Below are 22,130 nucleotides of genomic sequence, written 5' to 3'. Positions count from 1 at the left end.
GGTTTGGTTTTTGTATATGAACACCGTATTTCTCCACTGAGTTCTAAAATTATGCTGGTTTGTGCGGAATTTCATATCCCGAACAAAAAGCCATTCAATGACGCCTATCTCTCAATCCCCTAAACCAAGATGAATTTTAGTGGTGGTTGGGGTAAGATAGATGGTAGCCGTATTCGCTATTTAAGCAAGTTGACGATCTGCAATACTACAAACTTAACCTTAACTTAATTACCCTTTTACCCAATGTACAAATACACCAAACTCACCCAGCACCTTAAACATTTGATTGAAACAGGCGAGTTGAAACCGCACGAGAAGTTGCCGTCTTTGCGAGATCAGGTACAACGTTCGGGACTGAGTTTGATGACGGTGTTAAACGCCTATCAAGAGTTAGAAGCTCAAGGGCTGATTTATTCGGTGCAAAAGAGCGGTTATTTTGTTGCACCTTTTTACTCATCTTCTCGTCCGCACACCAACAGCGAAATCACGTTGAACAAATAAATTGAGATTAATTCGTTGGTGTTTCGTTATCTGAAATCCATTCAAGCTACGGATATTGTACCTCTAGGGTCGCCTTTTCCGAGCCACGATTATCTCAATCCGCCCAAATTGCTACAAATTTTAAGTCAGCTTAGCCGTGATAGAACGCAGATTGAGCCACAGCCTGTGTTGTCGGGCAATGTGGAATTGCGTAAATTAATCGCACAACGTTACCGCTTGCAAGGTATTCCTACGCAAGCCGATGATATTGTGATTACCTCCGGCTGTTTAGACGCTTTGAACCTTTCGCTACAAGCCTTAACGCAACAGGGTGATTATATTTTATTACAGCAGACGGTATTTTATGGGGCGTGGCAGATTGCGGAAAAATTAGGTTTAAATGTTGTTACTTTGCCCGACCACCCAAGCGGTTTTGACCTTGTGGCGTTTGAGCAAGCCTTACAGCGTTATCCCATCAAGGTTTGTTGGTTTATGCTCAACTGCCACAATCCGCTGGGGTTTACTGTCAGCCCTGAAATCAAACAGCGGATTGGGGAATTGTTGGCTCAATATCAAGTGCATTTAATTGAAGACGATGTGTATCAAGAGCTTTATTATCGGGGTGAAAAGCCCTTGCCGATGAAGGCATTTGACGCACAAAACTGGGTGTTGCATTGTTCTTCTTTTTCTAAAATTTTAGGGGCAAATTTCCGTATCGGCTGGGTTCACGCAGGGCAATTTGCCGATAAAATCCAACATTTGCAACTGATGAGTACCATTTCCGCCAACGCTTTAATTCAACAAGCCTTGGTGGAATTTATCTCTAATCACCATTACGAAAAACATCTGCGACACCTTCGCCGTCATTTAGAAAAGAACAAAAAGCAATGTTTGGACTATTTACGTCAGCATTTGCCCGCAAATTGTCCTATCGAACACCACAGTAGTGGCTATTTCCTTTGGATACACCTGCCCAAGCATTTGGATAGTATGCAGATTTATCAACAGTTACTCGAAGAAAAAATCAGCATTAGCCCAAGCGAGCTTTTTACTTTGCCCACTTCACAGCATAAAGGGATTAGGGTTAATTGTTCGTTTGCTTGGACAGATGAAATAGAAGAAGCGTTAGGAACTTTAGTCAGAATACTGAGGAGCTAATCCAGTGCAAGCGGTATGATTTTGCAAATTTTTTGCAAGAACGCACCGCTTGTAGCATTTTTCCTTGTCGTTTTAAGAATCGCATATCAGGAAAATAGATGAAATGTTTCTAGCGTAGTATGTGTAATCAAATTGTGATCGTTGTCACATTTCTAATGTTGTATTTAACAATCTCGTTTACTTTATTTACACAAATAACTAGAATGTGTCGCCTTTTGGCATATTATCAATAATTGATTATAGGACTCCCTTATATGTTGTGGTTTTTATTCTGCGTAGCCGTATTAATTTTAGGCTACTTCGTTTACGGTAAAATCATTGAAAAAATCTTCGTGATTAACCCGAAAAAAACAACACCTGCATATTCAATGCAAGACGGTGTTGACTATGTGCCAATGTCTAAAAAACGTATTTGGCTTATTCAGTTGTTAAACATTGCTGGAACAGGTCCAATCTTTGGTCCTATTCTTGGTGCGTTATACGGACCAGTTGCAATGCTTTGGATTGTTTTAGGTTGTATCTTTGCTGGTGCGGTACACGATTACTTCTGTGGTATGTTAAGTGTGCGTAATGGCGGTGCATCAATGCCTAACCTTGCGGGTAAGTACTTAGGCCGTCCAGTTAAAGCATTTATCAATCTTCTAGCGGTTGTATTACTTCTTTTAGTTGGTGTTGTGTTCGTTGCAAGTCCAGCACAATTATTAAGTACTATCACTATGGATGTATTTGGTAACTCTGCGGGTTCATTGTCTTTAAATAATGCAGAAGAAATTGCACAAACAGCAACAGCGGCTGCAAGCGACATTACTGTATGGGGCATGGATAAACCAACTGTTATTGCAGTATGGACAACCATTATCTTTGGTTATTATATCATAGCTACTCTTCTTCCTGTTGACAAAATCATCGGTCGTATCTATCCGTTCTTCGGTGCGTTACTCCTATTTATGTCAGTAGGTATGGTATATGGTTTAATGACTAGCCACTTTAGTGCAACAGATCCTATTGATTTCTTCCGTACAATTGATGGTATGAGTGTTGAGAAGTTCTTCCAAAACTTCCAAGTAAAAGGTGATGTTCCAATTTGGCCATTATTATTCTTAACCATCTCTTGTGGTGCATTATCAGGCTTCCACGCAACGCAAACTCCATTAATGGCACGTTGTGCACAAAATGAAAGCGAAGGTCGTTTCATTTTCTACGGTGCAATGATTGCTGAAGGTGTTATTGCGTTAATCTGGTGTATGGTTGGTTTAGCATTCTATGAAAACCCACAAGCGTTACAAGATGCTATCGCAGCAGGTTCACCATCTAAAGTGGTATATGATTCTTCACTTTACTTCTTAGGTTTCATTGGTGGTATCTTTGCGGTATTAGGTGTTGTGGTATTACCAATCACTTCTGGTGATACAGCATTCCGTGCGGCACGTTTAATTATTGCTGAATTCTTCAAAATTGAACAAAAAACCTTAGTTAAACGTTTAATGATCTGTATCCCACTATTCGTAATTGGCTTTATCGTGTCAAAAGTGGACTTCAGTATCTTATGGCGTTACTTTACTTGGGCAAACCAAACGACAGCAATGGTCATGTTATGGACTGCAGCGGCTTACTTATACCGTTACAATAAATTCCACTGGGTATGTACAATTCCTGCGGCATTTATCAGTACCGTATCATTCACCTTCCTTGCGTACAACAAAATCGGCTTCGGCTTAGATTATGAATTATCTGTATGGATTGGTTTAGGTTTAACAGCAGCATGTACTGCGGCATTCTTCACCATGTTAAAACCGTTAGGTAAAGAAGACCCAGATATCTATGTTGATGATACAACTAAAGCATAATTGCTGAGTTATTGGACTATAGGGGCGAGTTTTCGCCCCTTATGTTTTTTAGGAATAAAATGCGTTTTTTCGATACCCACACACACCTAGATTATCTCGCTCAAGATCTCAATCTCTCTGTTTCGCAATTAATGCATAATGCTAAAGTGCAAGAGGTGGAACGAATTTTAGTTGTGGCAATTTCTGCAAAAAATTTTGAGCAAGTCGCCGCTTGTAGCCAAGCTGAACCAAATCATATTGTGTATGGCTTAGGCTTACATCCCCTTTATATTGCTGAACATCAAACAACTGATCTAGATTTACTTGAACGCTATCTGCAACGCCAAGATCCGCATTGCACGGCGATTGCCGAGATTGGCTTAGAACGAGCAGTTGAAGCAGTTTGTACGCCTGAGCTGTGGCATAAACAATGTGTATTTTTAGAAGCACAATTAGCTTTTGCCAAGCGGTATGATTTGCCTGTGAATTTACACTCTCGTAAAAGCCACGATCAGCTTTTTACTTTTTTGAAAAAAGCACAACTTGCTCGAACAGGTGTTATACACGGGTTTGCAGGAAGTTATGAACAAGCGAAGCGTTTTGTTGATTTAGGTTATAAAATCGGGGTGGGCGGTACGATAAGCTATCAAAGAGCAAATAAAACCAGAGAAACAATGCGTAAATTGCCTTTGGAAAGTTTACTACTTGAAACCGATGCTCCTGATATGCCTGTCTTTGGTTATCAAGGCGAGCCGAACCGTCCAGAGCGTTTGAACGTGAGTTTTAACGCATTATGCGAATTACGCTGTGAAACCCCTGAGCAGATTGCAGAAACCATTTGGCAGACAAGTGAAAGGTTATTTTGGCTAGGCTCTCGCTAATGTCCATACCTGAATTTCCTTTACCCCATGTTTGAGCAACTCGGCACAAATCGTATTCAAAGTTGAACCTGTGGTGACCACATCATCTACAATCGCTACTCGCTGATAAGGCTGTTTTGGTTGATAAATAAAAGCCCCTCGTAGATTTTTACGGCGTTCTTGCCCTGTTAGCTCTCGTTGCGGTTGGGTGGCTCGAATACGTTGTAAACTCTCTTTATCCATTGGCAGATGAAGCCATTTTGCTAACTGTTGGGCTAAAAGCACCGCTTGATTGTAGCCTCGTTGCCATTCACGTTGCCAATATAACGGCACAGGTAAAATCACTTCAGGCAATGTGAGCTGATGTGTTCGTCTAGCTTGATAAATAGCAAGTAGTAGCAGCCGTGCTAATGGTTGATCAAGCCAATATTGCTGTTGAAATTTGAAGCGGTGGATCCACTCTGCAAGCGGTGGTTTATATTGGGAAATTTGCACGATGCGATGCCATTTAGGTTCGTTCTTTAAACAATTTCCACAGTAATTGTGATCGCTTAACAGAAAACTTCCACAGCCACCACAGTAGCAGTGGCGTTTTAGCAGATCATTACAACGGCTACAAATACCGTGTGATGCAATGGCAAGCCGTCTGTCGCAATGTACACAGCAAAATCCCCAGTCGTTCATCTTTTCCCCAATAGCTTTTTTCTTTGAACTCTATCAAGTTTTTTTAGAGAAGTTTGGGGAATTTTTGTGACACGGATCGAAAAAAGAGTAAAATTTCATAGATTAAACATAAAAGGAGATATGATGCAAAAGCCAACTACCCCAATCAAAATTGTGTTTTTTGATATTGATGAAACCTTGTATTACAAAAAGAAACCCGTATTCCGTTGTCTATTTCAGAGCAAGTACTTCCTCGCTTACGAGCTAAAGGGATTATCCCTGCGATTGCCACAGGTAGAACTTACGGGGCTTTTCCGAAAGCAATCAAGCCGTTAATGAATGAGCAAGGTTTTGAGCTGTTCATAACGACAAACGGTCAGTATAACCTTTATCGAGATCAGATTATTAGTGAATACCCGCTTACGACTGAACGTGTTGAGCGTATATTAGCCAAACTGCAGGCGTTGCAGATTGAGTATGCCTTTGTGACTGCAGAACAAATTGCGGTGTCTAAAAATACGGCGGAAGTCGAAGAGTCGTTGCGTCCAATTAAAGAAGATTATATTGTCGATCCGAATTTTTATTTGGATCATTCGGTTATTCAGCTATTGGCGTTCTTTCCGCAAGAACGCACGGAAGAAGTTATTCGCTCAGGAATTTTAGAAGATGATTTAAAAGAAGTGCGTTGGCATAAATATTCGGTGGATTTGCTGAATAAAAACAACTCAAAAGCACGTGGTATTGAAGATGTTCTTCATCATTTTGGCTTTGGTATTGAAAATGCGATGGCGTTTGGCGATGGTTTAAATGATTTGGAAATGATTGCTACCGTAGGCTTTGGGGTTGCAATGGGCAATGCAGAAGAGGAATTGAAAGAGGTGGCAGATTATGTCACTTTGCCGATTGAACAAGATGGCATTTTGGTGGCGTTAGAAAAGCTAGGGGTGATTTAAAACCTTTTGTATTTAAGATTATCTTAGGCAAATTTTCTTATCCCATTTTCAATAATGTTAGATTATGGTATAGTTCGCACTTTAATAATTAGCGTCTCATTCTCATCTGAATGGGAGAATTTAGCCCAAGAATTGTAGTAATGGCAAAGCAAGATTCAGATTGTATTACCTTAGATCTGTTCGAAAATATGCCAAAAGTTGGGCGACCACGTACAAATCCCCTTAGCCGAGAACAACAACTTCGTATTAATAAACGGAATCAGCTTAGACGAGATCGCTCATCTGGCTTAAGACGAGTCGAGTTGAAGTTACATTCGGATTTGGTGGAGGCATTGGAACAAGAATCAGCGGTAAAAGGACTGTCTCGAGGACAGTTGATTGAACTCATTTTAAACGATTATCTCAATGGCGATGCCATTGAATTGAGCAAATAATAGGTATTTTAAATGGCAGTTGTCGGTTTATTTTACGGTAGTGACACCGGAAACACAGAAAACATTTCTAAAATGATTCAAAAACAACTAGGTGCTAACCTAGTGGATATTCGTGATATTGCAAAAAGCACGAAAGAAGACATCGAAGCTTACGATTTCTTATTAATTGGTATCCCAACATGGTATTACGGCGAATCTCAAGCAGATTGGGACGATTTTATGCCGACGTTAAAAGAGATTGATTTTACAGGCAAGATCGTGGGTATCTTTGGTTGTGGTGACCAAGAAGACTATGCGGAGTATTTCTGTGATGCAATGGGAACGGTTCGTGATGTGATTGAACCAAATGGCGGTACTATTGTGGGTCATTGGTCAACTGAAGGTTATACTTTCGAAGCATCTCAAGCATTAATTGATGATGAAACCTTTGTCGGCTTATGTATTGACGAAGATCGCCAACCAGAATTAACCGAAGAGCGTGTAAACCGTTGGTGTAAACAGATTTTTGATGAAATGTATTTAGCGGAATTAGCGTAATATATCTATTGGAGGATATATGTCAGAAGAAAATGTGAAACTATTAAAAAAAGTAGGCTTGAAGGTGACTGAGCCTCGCTTAACGATTTTGGAGCTCATGCAACAAACTCGCGACCAAATGCAACATTTTTCAGCGGAAGACATTTATAAATTACTCTTAGAGAAGCAGTCTGAAATTGGTTTAGCGACGGTTTATCGCGTATTAAATCAATTTGAGGAAGTTGATATTTTAACTCGTCATAATTTTGATGCGAATAAAGCAGTTTATGAGTTAAATATGAACCACCAACATGACCATATTATCTGTATGGACTGTGGCAAAGTATTTGAGTTTAAAGATTCTGAAATTGAACGCCGTCAGCGTGAAATTAGCCAACAACATGGGATTGAGCTTGCAAACCATAGTCTTTATCTTTATGGTAAATGTAGTAATATCCAAAAATGTGATGAAAAAGAGAAAAAATAATTTCTCTTTATTGGCGGGTAAATCATGATCAAGCGGTGAGATTTTGTAAAATTTTTGCAACATCTCACCGCTTACGTCTATCTAGTGAATTGAAATTTTATGTCAGAGAATATTCCAAATAGTGTGCCTGCAAAGGTGAGACAACCTAGAAAAATTTCACCCTTTTGGTTGTTGCCGATAGTGGCTTTTGCCATTGGTTGTTTACTGTTCTTTCAAATTCTAAAAGAGCAGGGGGAAACCATTACGATTCGTTTCCATGAAGGCGATGGGATTACTGCAGGGAAAACGGTTATTCGTTATCAAGGTTTACAAATAGGTCAGGTTAAAAAGGTCTATTTTGTCGATAATCTCACGGGGGTCCAAGTGGATGCGGAGATTAATCCTGAAGCGAAGTCAGTACTGCGTGAAGGGACGAAATTTTGGCTTGTGAAACCGAGTGCTTCATTGGCGGGGGTTTCTGGTTTAGATGCGCTTGTGTCAGGAAACTACATCACATTACAACCTAGTGAGAATAGCGATGCATCAAGCAAATATGAATTTACGGCGGAAGAAGAACCTCCTGCAATCAGTGTCACTGATGGTGATCTTTTAGTCAAACTGGTTTCATCAGATCTTGGTTCGATCACCGTTGGTGCAAGTGTATATTTCCGTAAGGTTCCTGTCGGAAATATTGCCGATTATCGTTTTACTCGTGATCAGAAACAGGTTGAAATTGATCTCGTTATTGATAAAAAGTATGCAAATTTGGTGAAAAAAGAGAGCCATTTCTGGAATATCAGTGGTATTAATCTAAATGCAGGCTTGTCTGGAGTTAGTGTGAATGTGGATAGCCTTGCTTCAATTGTGCAAGGTGCGGTTGCTTTTGATTCACCTGAGGATGGGGAAGTCGCTGAACAGGGGCAAAAATTTCATCTTTATGACAGTTTAAAGTCAGCTCAGAGAGGCACTGAAGTTAATGTTATTTTGCCAATGATGCCAAATTTAAAAGTGAATGAAACCCCTGTGTATTATCAAAATATTCAGATAGGGGTATTATCTCATTTAAATATTCAACCAGAGAAAGAGAGTGATATTCTAAAAAATCAGCAAACATCCACTGAAAAAATTCAGGGAACCTTGTTGATCGACCCTAATCATGCTGACTTATTGAAATCAGGAAGCCAAATTTTAATTAAGGAACCAAAATTTAGTCTAAATAAAGAGCAAATTAGTAAAATAGGCGAATTATTTCGGGGTGTTTATTTTGAAATTGAAAAGGGAGATGGGGAACCTCAGTTTAATTTTACCGTATTAAAAGAATCTGATTATCTTTTAAGTCGTCCTAATGTGCTTGCTTTCCAATTGGTGTCGCCTCAAGCTTACGGTGTAGAGCAAGGACAAGGCATTTACTATAATGATGTTCAAATTGGTGAGATTTTACAACGTCAGGTCTCTTTAGATGGGGTGAAGTTTCAAGCTATTATTTATCCACCTTATCGAAATCTTGTGGCTGGCAATACAAAGTTTGTGGCGATTTCTAACATTGATATGTCAGTAAGTTTAGATGGATTAAGGGTTCATGCGGGTTCTCCTTCAGATTGGTTAAAAGGTGGTATCCGAATTTTACCAAGTAAAGCGGAAGGTGAAGCTAAAAAACAATATCCACTTTATAAAGATGTTGATAGTGCAGAAGCGGACATTGTGAGCGTAGAGAAAAAAGCAACACTCACATTATCGGCTAATGATTTGACTAGCATTGATAAAGGTTCGGTTGTGCTATACCGTAATTTTCCTATCGGTGAAGTATTAAACATTCGCCCACTAAAAGCCAAATTTGATGTTGATCTCTTTATTGAACCGAAATATCGTCATTTAGTGACAGAAAATAGCCGTTTCTGGATTGAGCCTGCAACGGAAGTAGATATTTCAACCAATGGATTGAATGTCAAAATGGGATCTCTGATGAGAACATTAAAAGGGGCTATCAGTTTTGATAATGGTGGTTCAAAAGGTAATAAAACCCTTTATGCAAGTTATGATAAAGCGACATCGGGTAATACCTATGTCACTTTGATTGCTCAAGATGCCTCAAAACTCAGTAAAGGTATGCCAATTAAATATATGGGATTAACCATTGGTAAAGTCGAATCGCTTCAGCTAGATAATGCAAAAAAACAGGTGAAAGCCACCGCTTACATTGAAGGTCAGTATTATCCTTTAGTGGCAAAAGCAGGGAGTAAGTTTAGTGCAATCTCACCTGAAATTGATACTACTGGCTTTAAAAATCTGGATGCAATGATTCAAAACTATATTAATGTGGATGCTGGTACAGGGGAACGTAAAACCCAATTCCAATTAGGCGATACCGATACGGTGAAGACCCAGTATGCAGATGGATTCCCAATTATCGTAGAAACAACGGATGCAAATGGCATTACGCCACAAGCACCTGTGATGTATCGTGGAATGCAAGTGGGGATTGTGAACCGCTTAAGCTTAAGCGAATTAGGAGATAGAGTGCTCATTCACTTACGAATTGCAAGTAAGTATAAACATCTTGTGCGTAAAAATAGTGAATTTTGGGCTTCTTCTGGTTATACCATGGATATTAGTTTGGCAGGAGTCAGCATGAATTCAGGAACGATGTCGCAGTTATTCAATGGTGGAATTAGTTTCTCAACGCCATCAGGCAGAGTAGTCCAACCTCAAGCAGAAGCAAATAGACGATTCCTATTAAAGCGTAAGCTCCCTGAGGAAGCTTTGGGGTGGGATCAAGGGATTTCAGAATAGGAAGAACTATGTGATAAAAAGGCTGAAGAAGATATTTCTACTTCAGCCTTTATTTTAAGTATTTGCGTTATACCATATTCTATTAATATAAAGAGTGACTTTTCCAAGAGGCGTTTCAACCTGAATTTCATCATCAACTTGTTTACCAATTAATGCTCGAGCAACCGGAGAGTCAATAGAAATCCACTGTTTTGATGGATCAAATTCATCACAACCAACTATCCGATATTGTTTAATTTCACCTTCTTCATTTTCTAATTCTACCCAAGCACCGAAGAAGACTTTACCTTCCTGACTTGGATGATAATCGACAATTTGTAATACTTCTAAGCGTTTAGATAAAAAGCGAACACGGCGATCGATTTCACGTAAACGGCGTTTGCCATAAATATATTCGGCATTTTCGCTTCGATCACCAAGCGCTGCTGCATCAGATACCGCTTGAGTGACTTTAGGGCGTTCATCTTTCCAAAGGTATTTAAGCTCTTGGTCTAACGCTTGCCAGCCTTCACGAGTGATATGATTTGATTTTGCCATTAACTTGCAAACTCCACGATACCCGAGACTTTACCCTCTTCTGTTACCGCAATTAATGAGTGGATATGTTTTTCTTTCATGAACTCTTCTGCGTGTGCAAGGAAGGTGCTATCCAAAATGGTTTTTGGATTTCGAGTCATTATATCTTCTGCTGTTTTATTTAAGCTATCTGCTCCAAATTTAGCCAGAGTTCGACGAATATCTCCATCAGTAATAATCCCTTGCAACTCATCTTGTTGCATCACAATTGCTACCCCCATTCTGCCTTCATTCATCACATTTAAACAGTCACTAAAAGAAGCTGATGGATATGTGATTGGTAATTTACGTTGCATTACATCGCGAACGCGACAAAGTAGCTTACGACCTAAACTTCCACCTGGATGGAATCGAGCGAAATCTTCCGCTTTAAAATCTCTAGCTTTAATTAACGCAATTGCTAACGCATCACCAAGTGCCATCGTAATTAAACTAGATGTTGTTGGCGCAAGGTTATTAGGGCAGGCTTCACGTTCAATGCTGATATCTAAGGTAATATCAGCATGACGACCGAGAGTTGATTGCGGGTTCCCTGTCATGGCAATAATTTTATTACCAAAGTTTTTTAGGCTAGGGATTAATTTATTGACATCGTCCGTTTCGCCACTATAAGAAATCAAAATAACCACATCAATGGGTTTTAACATCCCTAAATCGCCATGAAATGCTTCGGTTGGGTGTAAAAAGAAACTTGGTGTGCCTGTTGATGCGAAAGTTGCTACCATTTTTTTACCCACTAAGCCTGATTTCCCTATACCCGCGACAACAACACGTCCTTCGCAATGTAAGATCATTTCAACGACTTGATTAAAATTGTCAGATAAATTTTGATTTAGACGAGAAATAGCTTGTGCATAAAGCGTTAACGCAGTATTGGCATTTGATAGATGATTCATTGGGTTATCCTTATTTAATCGGAAATTCGTGGCAAATTATACGCTTTTCTCAAAATAAAAAAACACGGAAAGTTTCCTGTTCCGTGTTTCTCAATCATAAATCGCTATCTATTATTCAGCTTTCGGTTTAATCACCGCATAAGTCACACCCGTCACCGCAGAACCAATTGCAATGGCTGCCAAGTACATCAACGGTTGCGAAACAAATGGGATCACGAATAAACCGCCGTGTGGGGCTTGTAATGTGATGCCTAAACCAAGAGAAATCGCGCCTGCCGTTGCACCGCCTAAGATGGAAGTGGCAATCACACGCACTGGGTCTGCTGCTACAAACGGTAACGCACCTTCAGAGATAAAGCATAAGCCGAGTACGAAAGAGGCTTTGCCTGCATCACGTTGGTTTACGGTAAATTTATTGCGAGCAATCCAAGTCGCAATCGCCATACCGATAGGTGGAACCATACCTGCAGCCATTGCTGCCGCCATCGGGGTATTTACGTCTGAGGCTAACATACCAACAGAGAAAGTGTAAGCTGCTTTGTTTACTGGACCGCCCATATCGGTACACATCATCACGCCAAGTACAATACCAAGTACAATCGCATTGATTTCACCCATTGATTTTAACCAGTTGGATAAGGCTTCCATGATGCTGGCAACAGGTGGGTTAATCACATAAACCATTGCAAGACCGACAATCGCAGAGCCTAAGAGCGGTAGGATTAAGATCGGTTTTAACGAAGTCAAACTTGCCGGTAACTTGATGTTATCATTCAAGAATTTCACCACATAACCTGCAAGGAAACCTGCGATAATACCGCCTAAAATCCCTGCACCTGCCGTTGTCGCTAACATACCGCCGACAAAACCTGCGGTTAAACCAGGGCGGTCAGCAATCGAATAGGCAACATAACCAGCAAAGACTGCGATCATTAAGTGGAATGCCGCACCGCCACCGATATCCATTAATGCTTTCGGTAAACCGCCTGCGATATTCGGATCTTTAAAGGCTTCAATACCAAACATAAAGGAAATGGCAATTAACAAACCACCAGCAACCACGAACGGCAACATATGTGATACGCCCGTCATCAAGTGTTTATAAATCCCTTTCTTCTCGCCAGTCGTTTCTTCGCCTTTCGCAGCTGCCGCAGAACCGCCTTGATAAACGGTCGCTTGTTGGAAGGCTTTTTCAAACTCTTGAGCTGTTTTCTTCAAGGCTAAACCTGTTGAAGTGCGGTACATTAATTTGCCTTGGAATTTGCTTAAATCCACATCAATATCCGCTGCCACAAAGACTAAATCTGCTGCTGCAACTTCTTCCGCTGAAATCGGATTGCCTGCACCGACTTGTCCACGGGTTTCTACTTTCACATTCCAGCCTTGTGCTTTGGCATAGTTTTCAATCGCTTCGGCAGACATAAAGGTATGTGCAACCCCTGTTGGACAAGCGGTTACTGCAACGATATTTTTTACGCCAGAGTTTGAAACCGCTGCTTGTGTTGCATTTGCAAAAGTTTGAGCAGAATTAACCGCTTGTGAGAATGTCGCTTCAGGTTGAGCAAAGGCTTGCTCAAGGCTAACCACCGCCCCTTGTTTACCGACAACGTTCGCAGGCACTTGCTCATCAAATAACACCACAAAATCCGCTTGTTCTGCATTGACCACAGAATGTCCTTGCTGTTTTGCCGCTGCCGTTAGCACTTCATTCACAAGAAATGCTCTTGCTTTACCGAGTTGTGCCGGGAAAATAAATGAAATATTCATATTTTATTCCTATCAATGTTTAAGAAATCTGTTTTCTTTCTAAGGTAGGGTGCGTTTACACGCACCCTACAATTAAAGTTCAGTCAATTTAACCTGTGCCAAAATCCCTTCCAACGCCGTTTTATCGCTTACGCCCACGTTACTTTGGGATACCGCTAGGGCAGATGTCGCACTGGCAAAGGCAAGGGTTTTCGCTTTATCCCAACCTTGCAAGAAACCGTAGATCAGCCCTGCAACCATTGAGTCGCCAGCCCCTACGGTACTTACCACATCTTCACAACGTGGCGGTTGAGCTTGAAGTACCCCTTCGTTATTGATCCAAACCGAGCCTTTTTCACCCATTGAGATAATCACATTTTCAATGCCTTGAGTGCGTAGCTCTTGTGCTGCTTCAATCACCGCATCTAAGGTTTCAAGCGGTCGGTTTGCCCACACTTCTAACTCACGGCGGTTTGGTTTCACCAACCAAGGATTTGCTTTTAAGCCTGCGGTTAATGCTTGGTTGCTGGTGTCTAACACCACTTTCAACCCTTGATCGTGCAAGGATTTCAACCAATCGGCAAACTGTTCTGCAGTAACTCCACGCGGTAGTGAACCGCAAATTGCCACCAAGTCAAACTGCGTATGCCATTGCTGTGAAAGTGCGGTGAATTTACGCCAATCGTTTGTACAAATTTCAAAGCCTAAGAAATTCAGATCCGTCACATCGGCTTCTGTTTCGGTAATTTTGACGTTAATACGGGTTTTGCCTGCAATGCGATAAAACTGATCGACCAGACCATTTTGTTGAAAGGCTTGAACAAAATCCCCTTGATTTTCTTCGCCTAAAAAGCCTGTTACCGTCAGATTTGTGCCTAAATCCGCAAGGACTTTTGCCACGTTAATCCCTTTTCCTGCTGGGTAAAGTCCAAGGGTTTCCACCGTGTTCACTTCACCGACTTCAATGCGTTTCAAACGCCCGACTAAGTCAAAGGCAGGGTTTAGGGTCACCGTTGCAATGCGTAATTGTTGTGCCATTTTTCCCCCTATTCGCCTAAGCCGGCTTCAATCGCTTTGCCGATACCGTCTAAGGCTTGCTGTGCTTCTTCGCCTGTTGCAACAAAGCGTAAGCGGTGTCCTTTTTGCACGCCTAATGCCACGATTTTCATCAAGCTTTTCGCACTGACTAGCTGGCTGTCACGGTCAAGGTTTTGCACTTGGATAGTCGCATTATATTTTTTCACTTCATTAACTAACATCGCACTTGGACGAGCGTGCAAGCCGTGTTCGTTGCGGATCGTGAATGTCGCTTCAAGTTCTTCTTTATTTGCAATATTTTCGTTCGATGTGACCGCTTGTGCGATTTCTTGAGCCACTTCTGCCACTTTCGCTGCGACACTATTTCCTGTCGCTTCAATCGTATCTTCAACTGCAGGAACAAAAGTCACCGCTTCCCCTAAGCCTGCCACAAACGCTTGTTGTAAGGCTTCGATAGCTTGTGGTGCATCACTGCCTTCTGCCACAAAGCGTAAACGGTGACCTTTTGCCGCACCAAGAGCAACCACTCGCATTGTACTTTTCGCATTCACAGGTTCTGCTTGGCGATCAAGATTAACAACGGTAACTTTGGCTTCAAATGGTTTTAAGGTTTGAACTAACACTGCACAAGGACGAGCGTGTAAACCGTGTTCATTGCGGACAGTGAAAGTGCCGATTACCTGATCTGCATTTGCAAAATTTTCAGCAGAAGCCGCCGCTTGTGCAGGTGCTGAAACAGCTTCTGGTGCAGATTGACCGAAAATTGCCAAAATACGATCTGCAGGGGCAATCATTAACTGCTGACGGGTCGTGATATTGAGCAATTTAGCTAAAGTAGTCTGCAAGCTGTCGTCCGTTGCCGCAACGGTTACAAGGGTTTTACCTTCTTTACTACGAGCAACCGCCACACCGTTTAATAAGTTACCTTTGCTGCTGTCTGCTAAGAAAACATTGTTGCCTAACGCTAGGGGCTGATTTTCTACGACATCGCTAATAAAGGTTTGATTAACATAGCCTTTTTCTTGCAATTTGGCTGCGTTAATCGCAGAAAGGGTAATAAGACTTGATGTATCAATGTCTAAAGAGATAAGTTCGGCTGAAATCACAGGTTCGTTACGTTTACCGCTTAATAACGCCACGAACTCATCAAGATCTTGCGTTTTCGCCAATTTTTCCGCTACCGCTTCATCGCCGAGTACCGTGGTTAATTGACGAAGTAGGGTTAAATGTTCATCGGATTTTGCCGCAATCCCAATCACAACATAAGCGGTATTGCCTTCGCCCCATTCGATCCCTTGTGGGAATTGATAAACTTGTACCCCAGTGGTTTTGACTAAATCACGAGTGTCTAAAGTGCCGTGTGGGATCGCAATACCATTGCCTAAATAGGTTGATGTTTGCGTTTCACGAGTTAGCATTCCGACTTCATAGCCTTCAACAACATTGCCGTTGGCAACTAAGCCACTTGCAACCAAGCGAATAGCTTCTTCTTTATTGCTTGCCGAGCCGTTTAAACGGATATTTTGTGCAGATAAGTTGAGCATTGAAACCCCTTATAAATTTAATTTAAAAGATAAAATAATTATAAGGATTGTACTCTATTTTTTGCTAAATCGATCTAGCAATTTAAGGGAAAGCAAAATAAAAATCCCTTTTTGTGATCTAGCTCACAAAAAGGGATATAAATAAGTTGTAGGGGCAAATTACATTTACCCCAAAATGATTGCAGGAACGTCAGGGCGAATGTTATTCGCCCCTGCATTTCATCTACACAATCTCACTCGGCGTAAAGAAATAGGCAATTTCACGTTTTGCGGAAGTTTCAGAGTCCGAACCGTGTACCGAGTTTTCACGGTAGCTTAAACCAAACATTTTGCGAATAGTGCCTAGTTTGCGTTCTTCGGGTTTGGTTGCCCCCATCAACAAGCGATAGTTTTCCACGGCATTTTCGCCTTCTAACACCGCAACAACGATAGGCTCAGAAATCATAAATGCCACGAGCGGATCAAAAAAGTCTTTTCCTTGATGTTCTGCATAAAAACCTTCCGCTTGTTCTTTGGTTAAGTGAAGCATTTTTAATGCTTTGATCGCTAAGCCATTTTTTTCCATATAACTTAAAATTTCACCGATAAGATGGCGTTTAGTCGCATCGGGTTTAATAATGGCGAGAGTTTGTTGGATCATTAGTTATCCTTTTATATCAATAAACTGACTTATCGGGTGGGGATAAACCCCAGCCCTACGAAGATTAAATGTAAGATGTATCTCTGATGAATTTACTTCACCTGCATACCAGCCGTTACGCCACTATCCGCAGAGAGCAAATAAAGATCTGCACCGCCTGTGCCAGCAGATAAAATCATTCCTTCCGACATACCAAACGACATTTTGCGTGGGGCAAGGTTGGCAATCATAATCACAAATCTGCCTTCAAGCTCTTCAGGTTGGCTGTACGCCGCTTTGATACCAGAGAAGACTTGGCGAGTATGATCGCCTAAATCGAGTTCAAAACGTAATAATTTATCTGATTTCGGCACAGCTTCACATTTCAATACTTTTGCCACACGCAGATCGAGTTTGGCGAAGTCGTCAATGGTGATTTCAGGGGCAATAGGTTCAACTTTGGTTTCACAAGCGGTCATTTCTTTTCCTTTTTTTGCAGTTTCTGCTTTTACGCTTTCGGCGAAAAGTGCTTTGGTTTCTTCAATCACAGCGTCAATCTGTTTTTTCTCTAAGCGAGAGAAGAGCGATTTAAACGGTGCAATGTTGTGGGCAAATAGCGGTGAACCGATATTGTCCCAACGTAGTTCTGTTTGTAAAAAGGCTTCGGCACGTTCCGCTAATTTTGGTAATACAGGTTTGAGATAGCTCATTAATACACGGAATAGCTCTAAGCCCATTGAACAGACCGCTTGTAATTCAGCGTCTTTGCCTTCTTCTTTGGCAATCACCCAAGGGGCTTTGTCGTCAATGTATTTATTGGCTTTATCCGTTAATGCCATAATTTCACGGATCGCTTTGTTGTATTCACGCGTTTCAAAATAAGTGGCGATCTGTTCCGATTGTGCAACAAATTCATCAAAAAGTGCTGGATTTTCTAATGTTGAAGCGAGTTTGCCTTCAAAGCGTTTTGTGATGAACCCTGCGGTACGAGAAGCTAAATTGACTAATTTATTGACGATGTCGCTGTTTACCCGTTGTACGAAATCTTCTAAATTGAAATCGAGATCTTCAATGCGATCGTTCAGTTTCGCCGCATAGTAGTAACGCAAACACTCAGGATCGATATGTTTCAAGTAAGTGCTGGCTTGAATGAACGTGCCACGGGATTTAGACATTTTTTGTCCATCGACTGTCACATAACCGTGTGCAAAGACGTTTGTCGGTTTGCGGTATTCGCTTCCTTCTAACATCGCAGGCCAGAATAGACTGTGGAAGTAAACTATGTCTTTACCGATAAAGTGATACAACTCAGCATCACTCTCTTTTTTCCAGAAATCATCAAAGTTCAAGCCCGTGCGGTCACAGAGATTTTTGAACGAAGCCATATAGCCGATAGGGGCATCAAGCCAAACATAGAAGAATTTGTTTTCGCTATCCGGAATTTCAAAGCCAAAGTAAGGTGCGTCACGGCTGATGTCCCATTGCTGTAAACCGCTTTCAAACCACTCTTGCATTTTATTGGCAATTTCAGGCTGAAGCGAGCCGGAACGTGTCCACGCTTTCAACATACCTTCAAAACTTGGTAAATCAAAGAAAAAGTGTTCCGACTGTTTTACCACAGGGGTAGAGCCTGATACCACCGAACGTGGATTGATTAAATCCATCGGGCTATAAGTAGAAGCACAGACTTCACAGTTATCGCCGTACTGATCTTCCGCTTTACATTTCGGGCAAGTGCCTTTCACAAAGCGATCAGGTAAGAACATATTTTTTTCAGGGTCAAATAACTGCGAGATCACCTTGCTTTTGATAAAACCGTTCGCTTTTAATTTTTTATAGATGGCGGAAGTATATTCACGGTTTTCTTCGCTGTGGGTGGAATGATAGTTATCGAAACTGATATTAAAGCCAGCAAAATCAGCAATGTGATCAGCTTTGGCCTTTTCGATTAACTGTTCAGGGGTAATGCCGAGTTTATCCGCATTCAACATAATCGGCGTGCCGTGAGCGTCATCGGCACAGACGAAGTGAATTTCGTTGCCACGCATACGCTGAAAACGCACCCAAATATCCGCTTGAATATGTTCAAGCATATGCCCTAAATGGATCGCTCCGTTAGCATAAGGCAAAGCACAGGTTACCAGTATTTTTCTTTTTGGATTTGACATTCTAAATCTCTCTAAAATATAGCAAAAAATTATGGGGATTGTAGCGGAAAAGGGCAGAAATGCCTAGTGATAAGGAAGAATGAAGGAAACAAAAAAGCTGAAATTTCTTTCAGCTTTTGCAACATTTTATTCGGATCTACCTGCTTGTTTTTCCGTTTTATCATCTTTCTCAGGATCAAACTTCACCACAGGCACACAACCACGGCATGCACCTTGATCCACACCAAGATCTTTACAGAGATCATTATATTTATCTAAGAGTTTACGGAAAAAGCTTTTGTGTTCGGTTTCCATTGTATTCTCCTTTAGCGAAATAAGTTGCGGTTTGTTTTACGGCTACGTTTGAACTGACTTAATATAATCAATACAAAAATCACCAGATAAACAGCAAAAATAGCAATAAGCCACTGTGGCATCGATAAATCGAAGAATTTCCAAACAATTTTGGCACAATCTCCACCTGCTGTTGCTTCAAATACATTTGGAAACCATTTGTTTAATGGCAATGTTTCAGGAAATTCAACAAAAGGTGAACATTGATTCCAAGGGGCTGGATTAAGTTGATAATCCGTATGCTTCAAGGCTAAATTTAATCCTTTGATTGAGCCAAAAAGTCCTAAAAGCAATGCAATCCAGCGAACTAAGGCATTACGGGGGGCAAGCATACCAATAACGCCAGCAATGAGAATAGCAAATAATGCTAAACGTTCGTAAATACACATTACACAAGGATTTAATCCCATGCCATGTTGGAAATAAAGAGCTGTCGCTTCAAGTGCCGCACAACTCGTTGTTAATAACAGCCAAGCACTACGGCTAAGAGAAAGCTCTTTGAAATAATTAAACATAATGTTCCTTAATTAGCGGGTGACTAACCATCCCCAATTTGTCATTAATTCGGTTAGTGGCGGTAGTAAGAATTCCAATGCTAAGAATCCAACGCCAGACAGAACGATAGTATATGGTAATGCCATATAAACCATTCGTCCATAGGATAATCGAATTAATGGGGCAATTGCTGATGTTAATAGGAATAAAAATGCCGCTTGACCATTTGGCGTGGCAACAGATGGCAAGTTTGTTCCTGTATTAATTGCGACAGCAATTAAGTCAAATTGTTCACGACTAATGATTCCTGCTTCAAAAGCAGATTTGGCTTCATTGATATAAACGGTGCCTACGAAAACATTATCCGAAATCGTTGAAAGTAAGCCATTGAATGTATAGAACAAGGCTAACTGAGAACTTGGTTCAGCGGATAGAACAAACTGAATAATTGGATCAAAGAGTTTCAAATCTACAATCACGGCAACGATAGAGAAGAAAACCACAAGCAACGCAGTAAATGGTAGCGATTCTTGGAAAGAACGTCCTAAGGCGTGTTCATCAGTGACACCACAAAATGCGGTACAGAGAATAATGACAGATAAACCGATTAAGCCAACATCCGCTAAGTGGAGAGCTAAGCCGATAATCAACCAAACCCCTGTTATCGCTTGAATGACTAATTTCATTCTGTCTTGTTTTGTCATCTCTTGCTCTTTACGCAAGTTATAATGTGCTAACACAACCCAAACCTTACGTGGCAAGCGGTCGCCATAGCCAAATAGTTTGTATTTTTCTACAAGGTAGCAAGTCGCAACGCCTGATATCAGTACGATGATACTAATTGGAGCTACACGTAAGAAAAATTCACCAAATCCCCAACCAGCTTGAGCCGCAATGATTAAGTTTTGCGGTTCACCCACCATTGTCATCACGCCGCCTAACGCACTTCCCACACCTGCGTGCATCAATAAGCTACGTAAGAAACCACGGAACTGTTCCAAAATTTGTTTGTTCGTAATTAATTTATCATTGGAAGCATCATCGGACTCATCATCATCTAAAAGTCCGCCTGATGCGACCTTATGGTAAACTTTATAGAAACCCATTCCAACGCTAATAATTACCGCAATGACTGTTAAAGCATCAAGGAACGCAGAGAGAAATGCAGCACTTAAACAGAATGTGAGTGCAAGTATTTTTTTAGAATGAATAGAAATCAGTAGTTTAGTGAACGCATAAAGTAACAAGCGTTTCATAAAGTAAATGCCTGCCACCATAAAGATCAACAGTAAAACAACTTCAAAATTCGCTAAAATTTCTTTTTTTATATGTCCAGCACTTGTCATTCCAATAGCTACTGCCTCAATTGCTAATAGACCACCTGGTTGGAGTGGGTAGCACTTTAGCGCCATTGCTAAGGTAAAAATAAATTCCGCAACTAAAGCCCAACCTGCAACGAAAGGACTGATGAAAAAGTAAAGTAGCGGATTAATAATTAAAAACGCAACAATGCAAACCTTATACCATTCAGGCGCATTACCTAGGAAATTTTTATAAAAAGCATCAATATTATTCATAATACTAAACTTAAGTAAGGAAAAAATGATTGTGGATTGTAATCTAGTTTGGATTAAACGATAATACCTAAAGAGTCCTTAATGTGGAAGGTAATATCATTTCTGATAAGTAAATCACACTTTTTATTATTTATTTGAAGTATTTCTTCATTTTTTGAGATAAATCAATGAATCAATCAAACATTTTAAAAGCCCAGAGTCCAGCAGCCCTTGCTGAAGAATATATCGTAAAAAGTATTTGGAGCCATCATTTCCCTGCGGGTTCTGATCTCCCTGCTGAACGTGAGCTAGCGGATATTATCGGTGTGACAAGAACAACGCTTAGGGAAGTCTTACAACGGCTTGCTCGTGATGGGTGGGTCAGTATTCAGCATGGTAAACCAACAAGAGTTAATAATATCTGGGAAACCGCTGGTCCGAATATTATTCATACGCTAATTAGCTTAGATACATCAATTACACCTACCATTATCTCCAATGTCGTTTCCTTGAGAACGAGGATGGGGGAATATTTTATTCCAGAGGCAATTAAGACAGATCATCAAGCATCTACCTTGCTTTTAAAGGATTTAGATCAACTGCAAGATAACGCACAAGCTTATGCGGAGTTTGATTATAAGCTTTATCATGATTTTACCTTTATTGCGAATAAACCCGTCTATGGACTCATATTGAATAGTTTTAAAGATCTCTATTTGAAAACGGCATCACTCTTTTTCTCTAACCCGAATTCACGTCAACTAAGCTTTGCATTTTATCAGGCTCTTCGTACCGCTTGTGAAACTAATGATGCTCAAAAAGCGGTAGAATGTTTAGCCATGAGTCGTCAACGTAGTACTGAAATCTGGGCTCTAATGCTAAAAAATCTTCCCTCCAATTTTGGAGAGTAATTTATTTTTCCTTTCTAAATTTAAAAGGCATCCTGGATGCCTTTCTTTTTTTCATATAAAGCTTGCCCATCACCTCCTAAAATTATAAAATTCTCAGATTAA

At 40.7% G+C, this 22,130-nt stretch carries 20 protein-coding genes and 1 pseudogene; 10 read left to right on the top strand and 11 right to left on the bottom strand.

Annotated features, from left to right (window positions below; genetic code table 11):
* The first annotated feature begins 243 nt into the window (after positions 1–243).
* The 4 genes from EXH44_RS11045 to EXH44_RS03305 all read left to right on the top strand — a co-directional run bounded on the left by EXH44_RS11045 (position 244) and on the right by EXH44_RS03305 (position 4,345).
* Positions 244–501 (top strand): GntR family transcriptional regulator, encoded by a 258-nt coding sequence (locus EXH44_RS11045; protein ID WP_208717159.1) that lies wholly within the window; start codon positions 244–246, stop codon positions 499–501.
* A gap of 18 nt (positions 502–519) precedes the next feature.
* On the top strand, positions 520–1,638 hold the full coding sequence (locus EXH44_RS03315; RefSeq protein WP_208717157.1) for an aminotransferase-like domain-containing protein: 1,119 nt from the start codon (positions 520–522) through the stop codon (positions 1,636–1,638).
* Positions 1,639–1,892: 254 nt separating this feature from the next.
* A complete protein-coding gene (locus tag EXH44_RS03310; protein WP_162856264.1) occupies positions 1,893–3,485 on the top strand; it encodes a carbon starvation CstA family protein in 1,593 nt (530 codons plus the stop codon).
* A 59-nt stretch (positions 3,486–3,544) separates the two neighbouring features.
* Positions 3,545–4,345 carry a TatD family hydrolase gene (locus EXH44_RS03305; protein ID WP_162856263.1) on the top strand — a complete coding sequence of 267 codons (801 nt, stop codon included), beginning with the start codon at positions 3,545–3,547 and terminating at the stop codon, positions 4,343–4,345.
* Here EXH44_RS03305 and EXH44_RS03300 read toward each other — a convergent pair.
* Positions 4,331–5,008 (bottom strand): phosphoribosyltransferase family protein, encoded by a 678-nt coding sequence (locus EXH44_RS03300; RefSeq protein WP_162856262.1) that lies wholly within the window; start codon positions 5,006–5,008, stop codon positions 4,331–4,333. The genes EXH44_RS03305 and EXH44_RS03300 overlap by 15 nt on opposite strands.
* Positions 5,009–5,131: 123 nt before the next feature.
* On the opposite strand from EXH44_RS03300, the pseudogene EXH44_RS03295 reads away from it, so the two are divergent.
* The 5 genes and pseudogenes from EXH44_RS03295 to EXH44_RS03275 all read left to right on the top strand — a co-directional run bounded on the left by EXH44_RS03295 (position 5,132) and on the right by EXH44_RS03275 (position 10,146).
* Positions 5,132–5,940: pseudogene (locus EXH44_RS03295) on the top strand (Cof-type HAD-IIB family hydrolase).
* Positions 5,941–6,080: 140 nt separating this feature from the next.
* Complete coding sequence (gene ybfE / locus EXH44_RS03290) at positions 6,081–6,374, top strand: LexA regulated protein (RefSeq protein ID WP_135674782.1); 294 nt, start codon at positions 6,081–6,083, stop codon at positions 6,372–6,374.
* 12 nt (positions 6,375–6,386) lie between these two features.
* Positions 6,387–6,911, top strand: coding sequence for a flavodoxin FldA (gene fldA, locus EXH44_RS03285; protein WP_135674785.1), 525 nt, complete (start codon positions 6,387–6,389; stop codon positions 6,909–6,911).
* Positions 6,912–6,930: 19 nt separating this feature from the next.
* Positions 6,931–7,377 carry a ferric iron uptake transcriptional regulator gene (gene fur, locus EXH44_RS03280; RefSeq protein WP_135674787.1) on the top strand — a complete coding sequence of 149 codons (447 nt, stop codon included), beginning with the start codon at positions 6,931–6,933 and terminating at the stop codon, positions 7,375–7,377.
* A 99-nt stretch (positions 7,378–7,476) separates the two neighbouring features.
* Positions 7,477–10,146, top strand: a complete 2,670-nt coding sequence (locus EXH44_RS03275) for a PqiB family protein (RefSeq protein ID WP_162856261.1) — start codon at positions 7,477–7,479, stop codon at positions 10,144–10,146.
* 54 nt (positions 10,147–10,200) lie between these two features.
* On the opposite strand, the gene greB is transcribed toward EXH44_RS03275, so the two are convergent.
* From greB to nhaB, 10 genes are all read right to left on the bottom strand, one after another.
* Positions 10,201–10,683: a transcription elongation factor GreB gene (gene greB, locus EXH44_RS03270; RefSeq protein WP_162856260.1), complete on the bottom strand. Its 483-nt coding sequence runs from the start codon at positions 10,681–10,683 to the stop codon at positions 10,201–10,203.
* Positions 10,683–11,618: a KpsF/GutQ family sugar isomerase gene (locus tag EXH44_RS03265; RefSeq protein WP_162856259.1), complete on the bottom strand. Its 936-nt coding sequence runs from the start codon at positions 11,616–11,618 to the stop codon at positions 10,683–10,685. Before EXH44_RS03265 ends, greB begins: the two co-directional genes overlap by 1 nt.
* A 111-nt stretch (positions 11,619–11,729) precedes the next feature.
* Positions 11,730–13,385, bottom strand: coding sequence for a fructose-specific PTS transporter subunit EIIC (locus EXH44_RS03260; RefSeq protein ID WP_162856258.1), 1,656 nt, complete (start codon positions 13,383–13,385; stop codon positions 11,730–11,732).
* Between the two features lie 72 nt (positions 13,386–13,457).
* On the bottom strand, positions 13,458–14,402 hold the full coding sequence (gene fruK / locus EXH44_RS03255) for a 1-phosphofructokinase (RefSeq protein WP_162856257.1): 945 nt from the start codon (positions 14,400–14,402) through the stop codon (positions 13,458–13,460).
* Positions 14,403–14,410: 8 nt separating this feature from the next.
* Positions 14,411–15,946, bottom strand: a complete 1,536-nt coding sequence (fruB, locus tag EXH44_RS03250; protein ID WP_162856256.1) for a fused PTS fructose transporter subunit IIA/HPr protein — start codon at positions 15,944–15,946, stop codon at positions 14,411–14,413.
* A gap of 223 nt (positions 15,947–16,169) precedes the next feature.
* The gene (gene ndk / locus EXH44_RS03245; protein ID WP_162856255.1) at positions 16,170–16,586 is read right to left on the bottom strand and encodes a nucleoside-diphosphate kinase; all 417 of its coding nucleotides are present in this window, start codon (positions 16,584–16,586) and stop codon (positions 16,170–16,172) included.
* 92 nt (positions 16,587–16,678) lie between these two features.
* Positions 16,679–18,733: a methionine--tRNA ligase gene (gene metG, locus EXH44_RS03240; protein ID WP_162856254.1), complete on the bottom strand. Its 2,055-nt coding sequence runs from the start codon at positions 18,731–18,733 to the stop codon at positions 16,679–16,681.
* A gap of 126 nt (positions 18,734–18,859) precedes the next feature.
* A complete protein-coding gene (locus EXH44_RS03235) occupies positions 18,860–19,027 on the bottom strand; it encodes a DUF5363 domain-containing protein (RefSeq protein ID WP_162856253.1) in 168 nt (55 codons plus the stop codon).
* Between the two features lie 11 nt (positions 19,028–19,038).
* On the bottom strand, positions 19,039–19,581 hold the full coding sequence (gene dsbB, locus EXH44_RS03230; RefSeq protein WP_162856252.1) for a disulfide bond formation protein DsbB: 543 nt from the start codon (positions 19,579–19,581) through the stop codon (positions 19,039–19,041).
* A gap of 12 nt (positions 19,582–19,593) precedes the next feature.
* The gene (gene nhaB, locus EXH44_RS03225) at positions 19,594–21,138 is read right to left on the bottom strand and encodes a sodium/proton antiporter NhaB (protein ID WP_162856251.1); all 1,545 of its coding nucleotides are present in this window, start codon (positions 21,136–21,138) and stop codon (positions 19,594–19,596) included.
* 167 nt (positions 21,139–21,305) lie between these two features.
* Here nhaB and fadR point away from each other — a divergent pair, with 167 nt between their 5' ends.
* Positions 21,306–22,028 (top strand): fatty acid metabolism transcriptional regulator FadR, encoded by a 723-nt coding sequence (gene fadR, locus EXH44_RS03220; protein WP_162856250.1) that lies wholly within the window; start codon positions 21,306–21,308, stop codon positions 22,026–22,028.
* Positions 22,029–22,130: the final 102 nt, after the last annotated feature.

It is taken from the genome of Actinobacillus indolicus, assembly GCF_004519515.1.
In the GTDB taxonomy this organism is placed as follows: Bacteria; Pseudomonadota; Gammaproteobacteria; order Enterobacterales; family Pasteurellaceae; genus Glaesserella; species Glaesserella indolica_A.
Note: the sequence above shows the minus strand (reverse complement) of the source record. Positions and strands in the feature narration are given on the sequence as shown.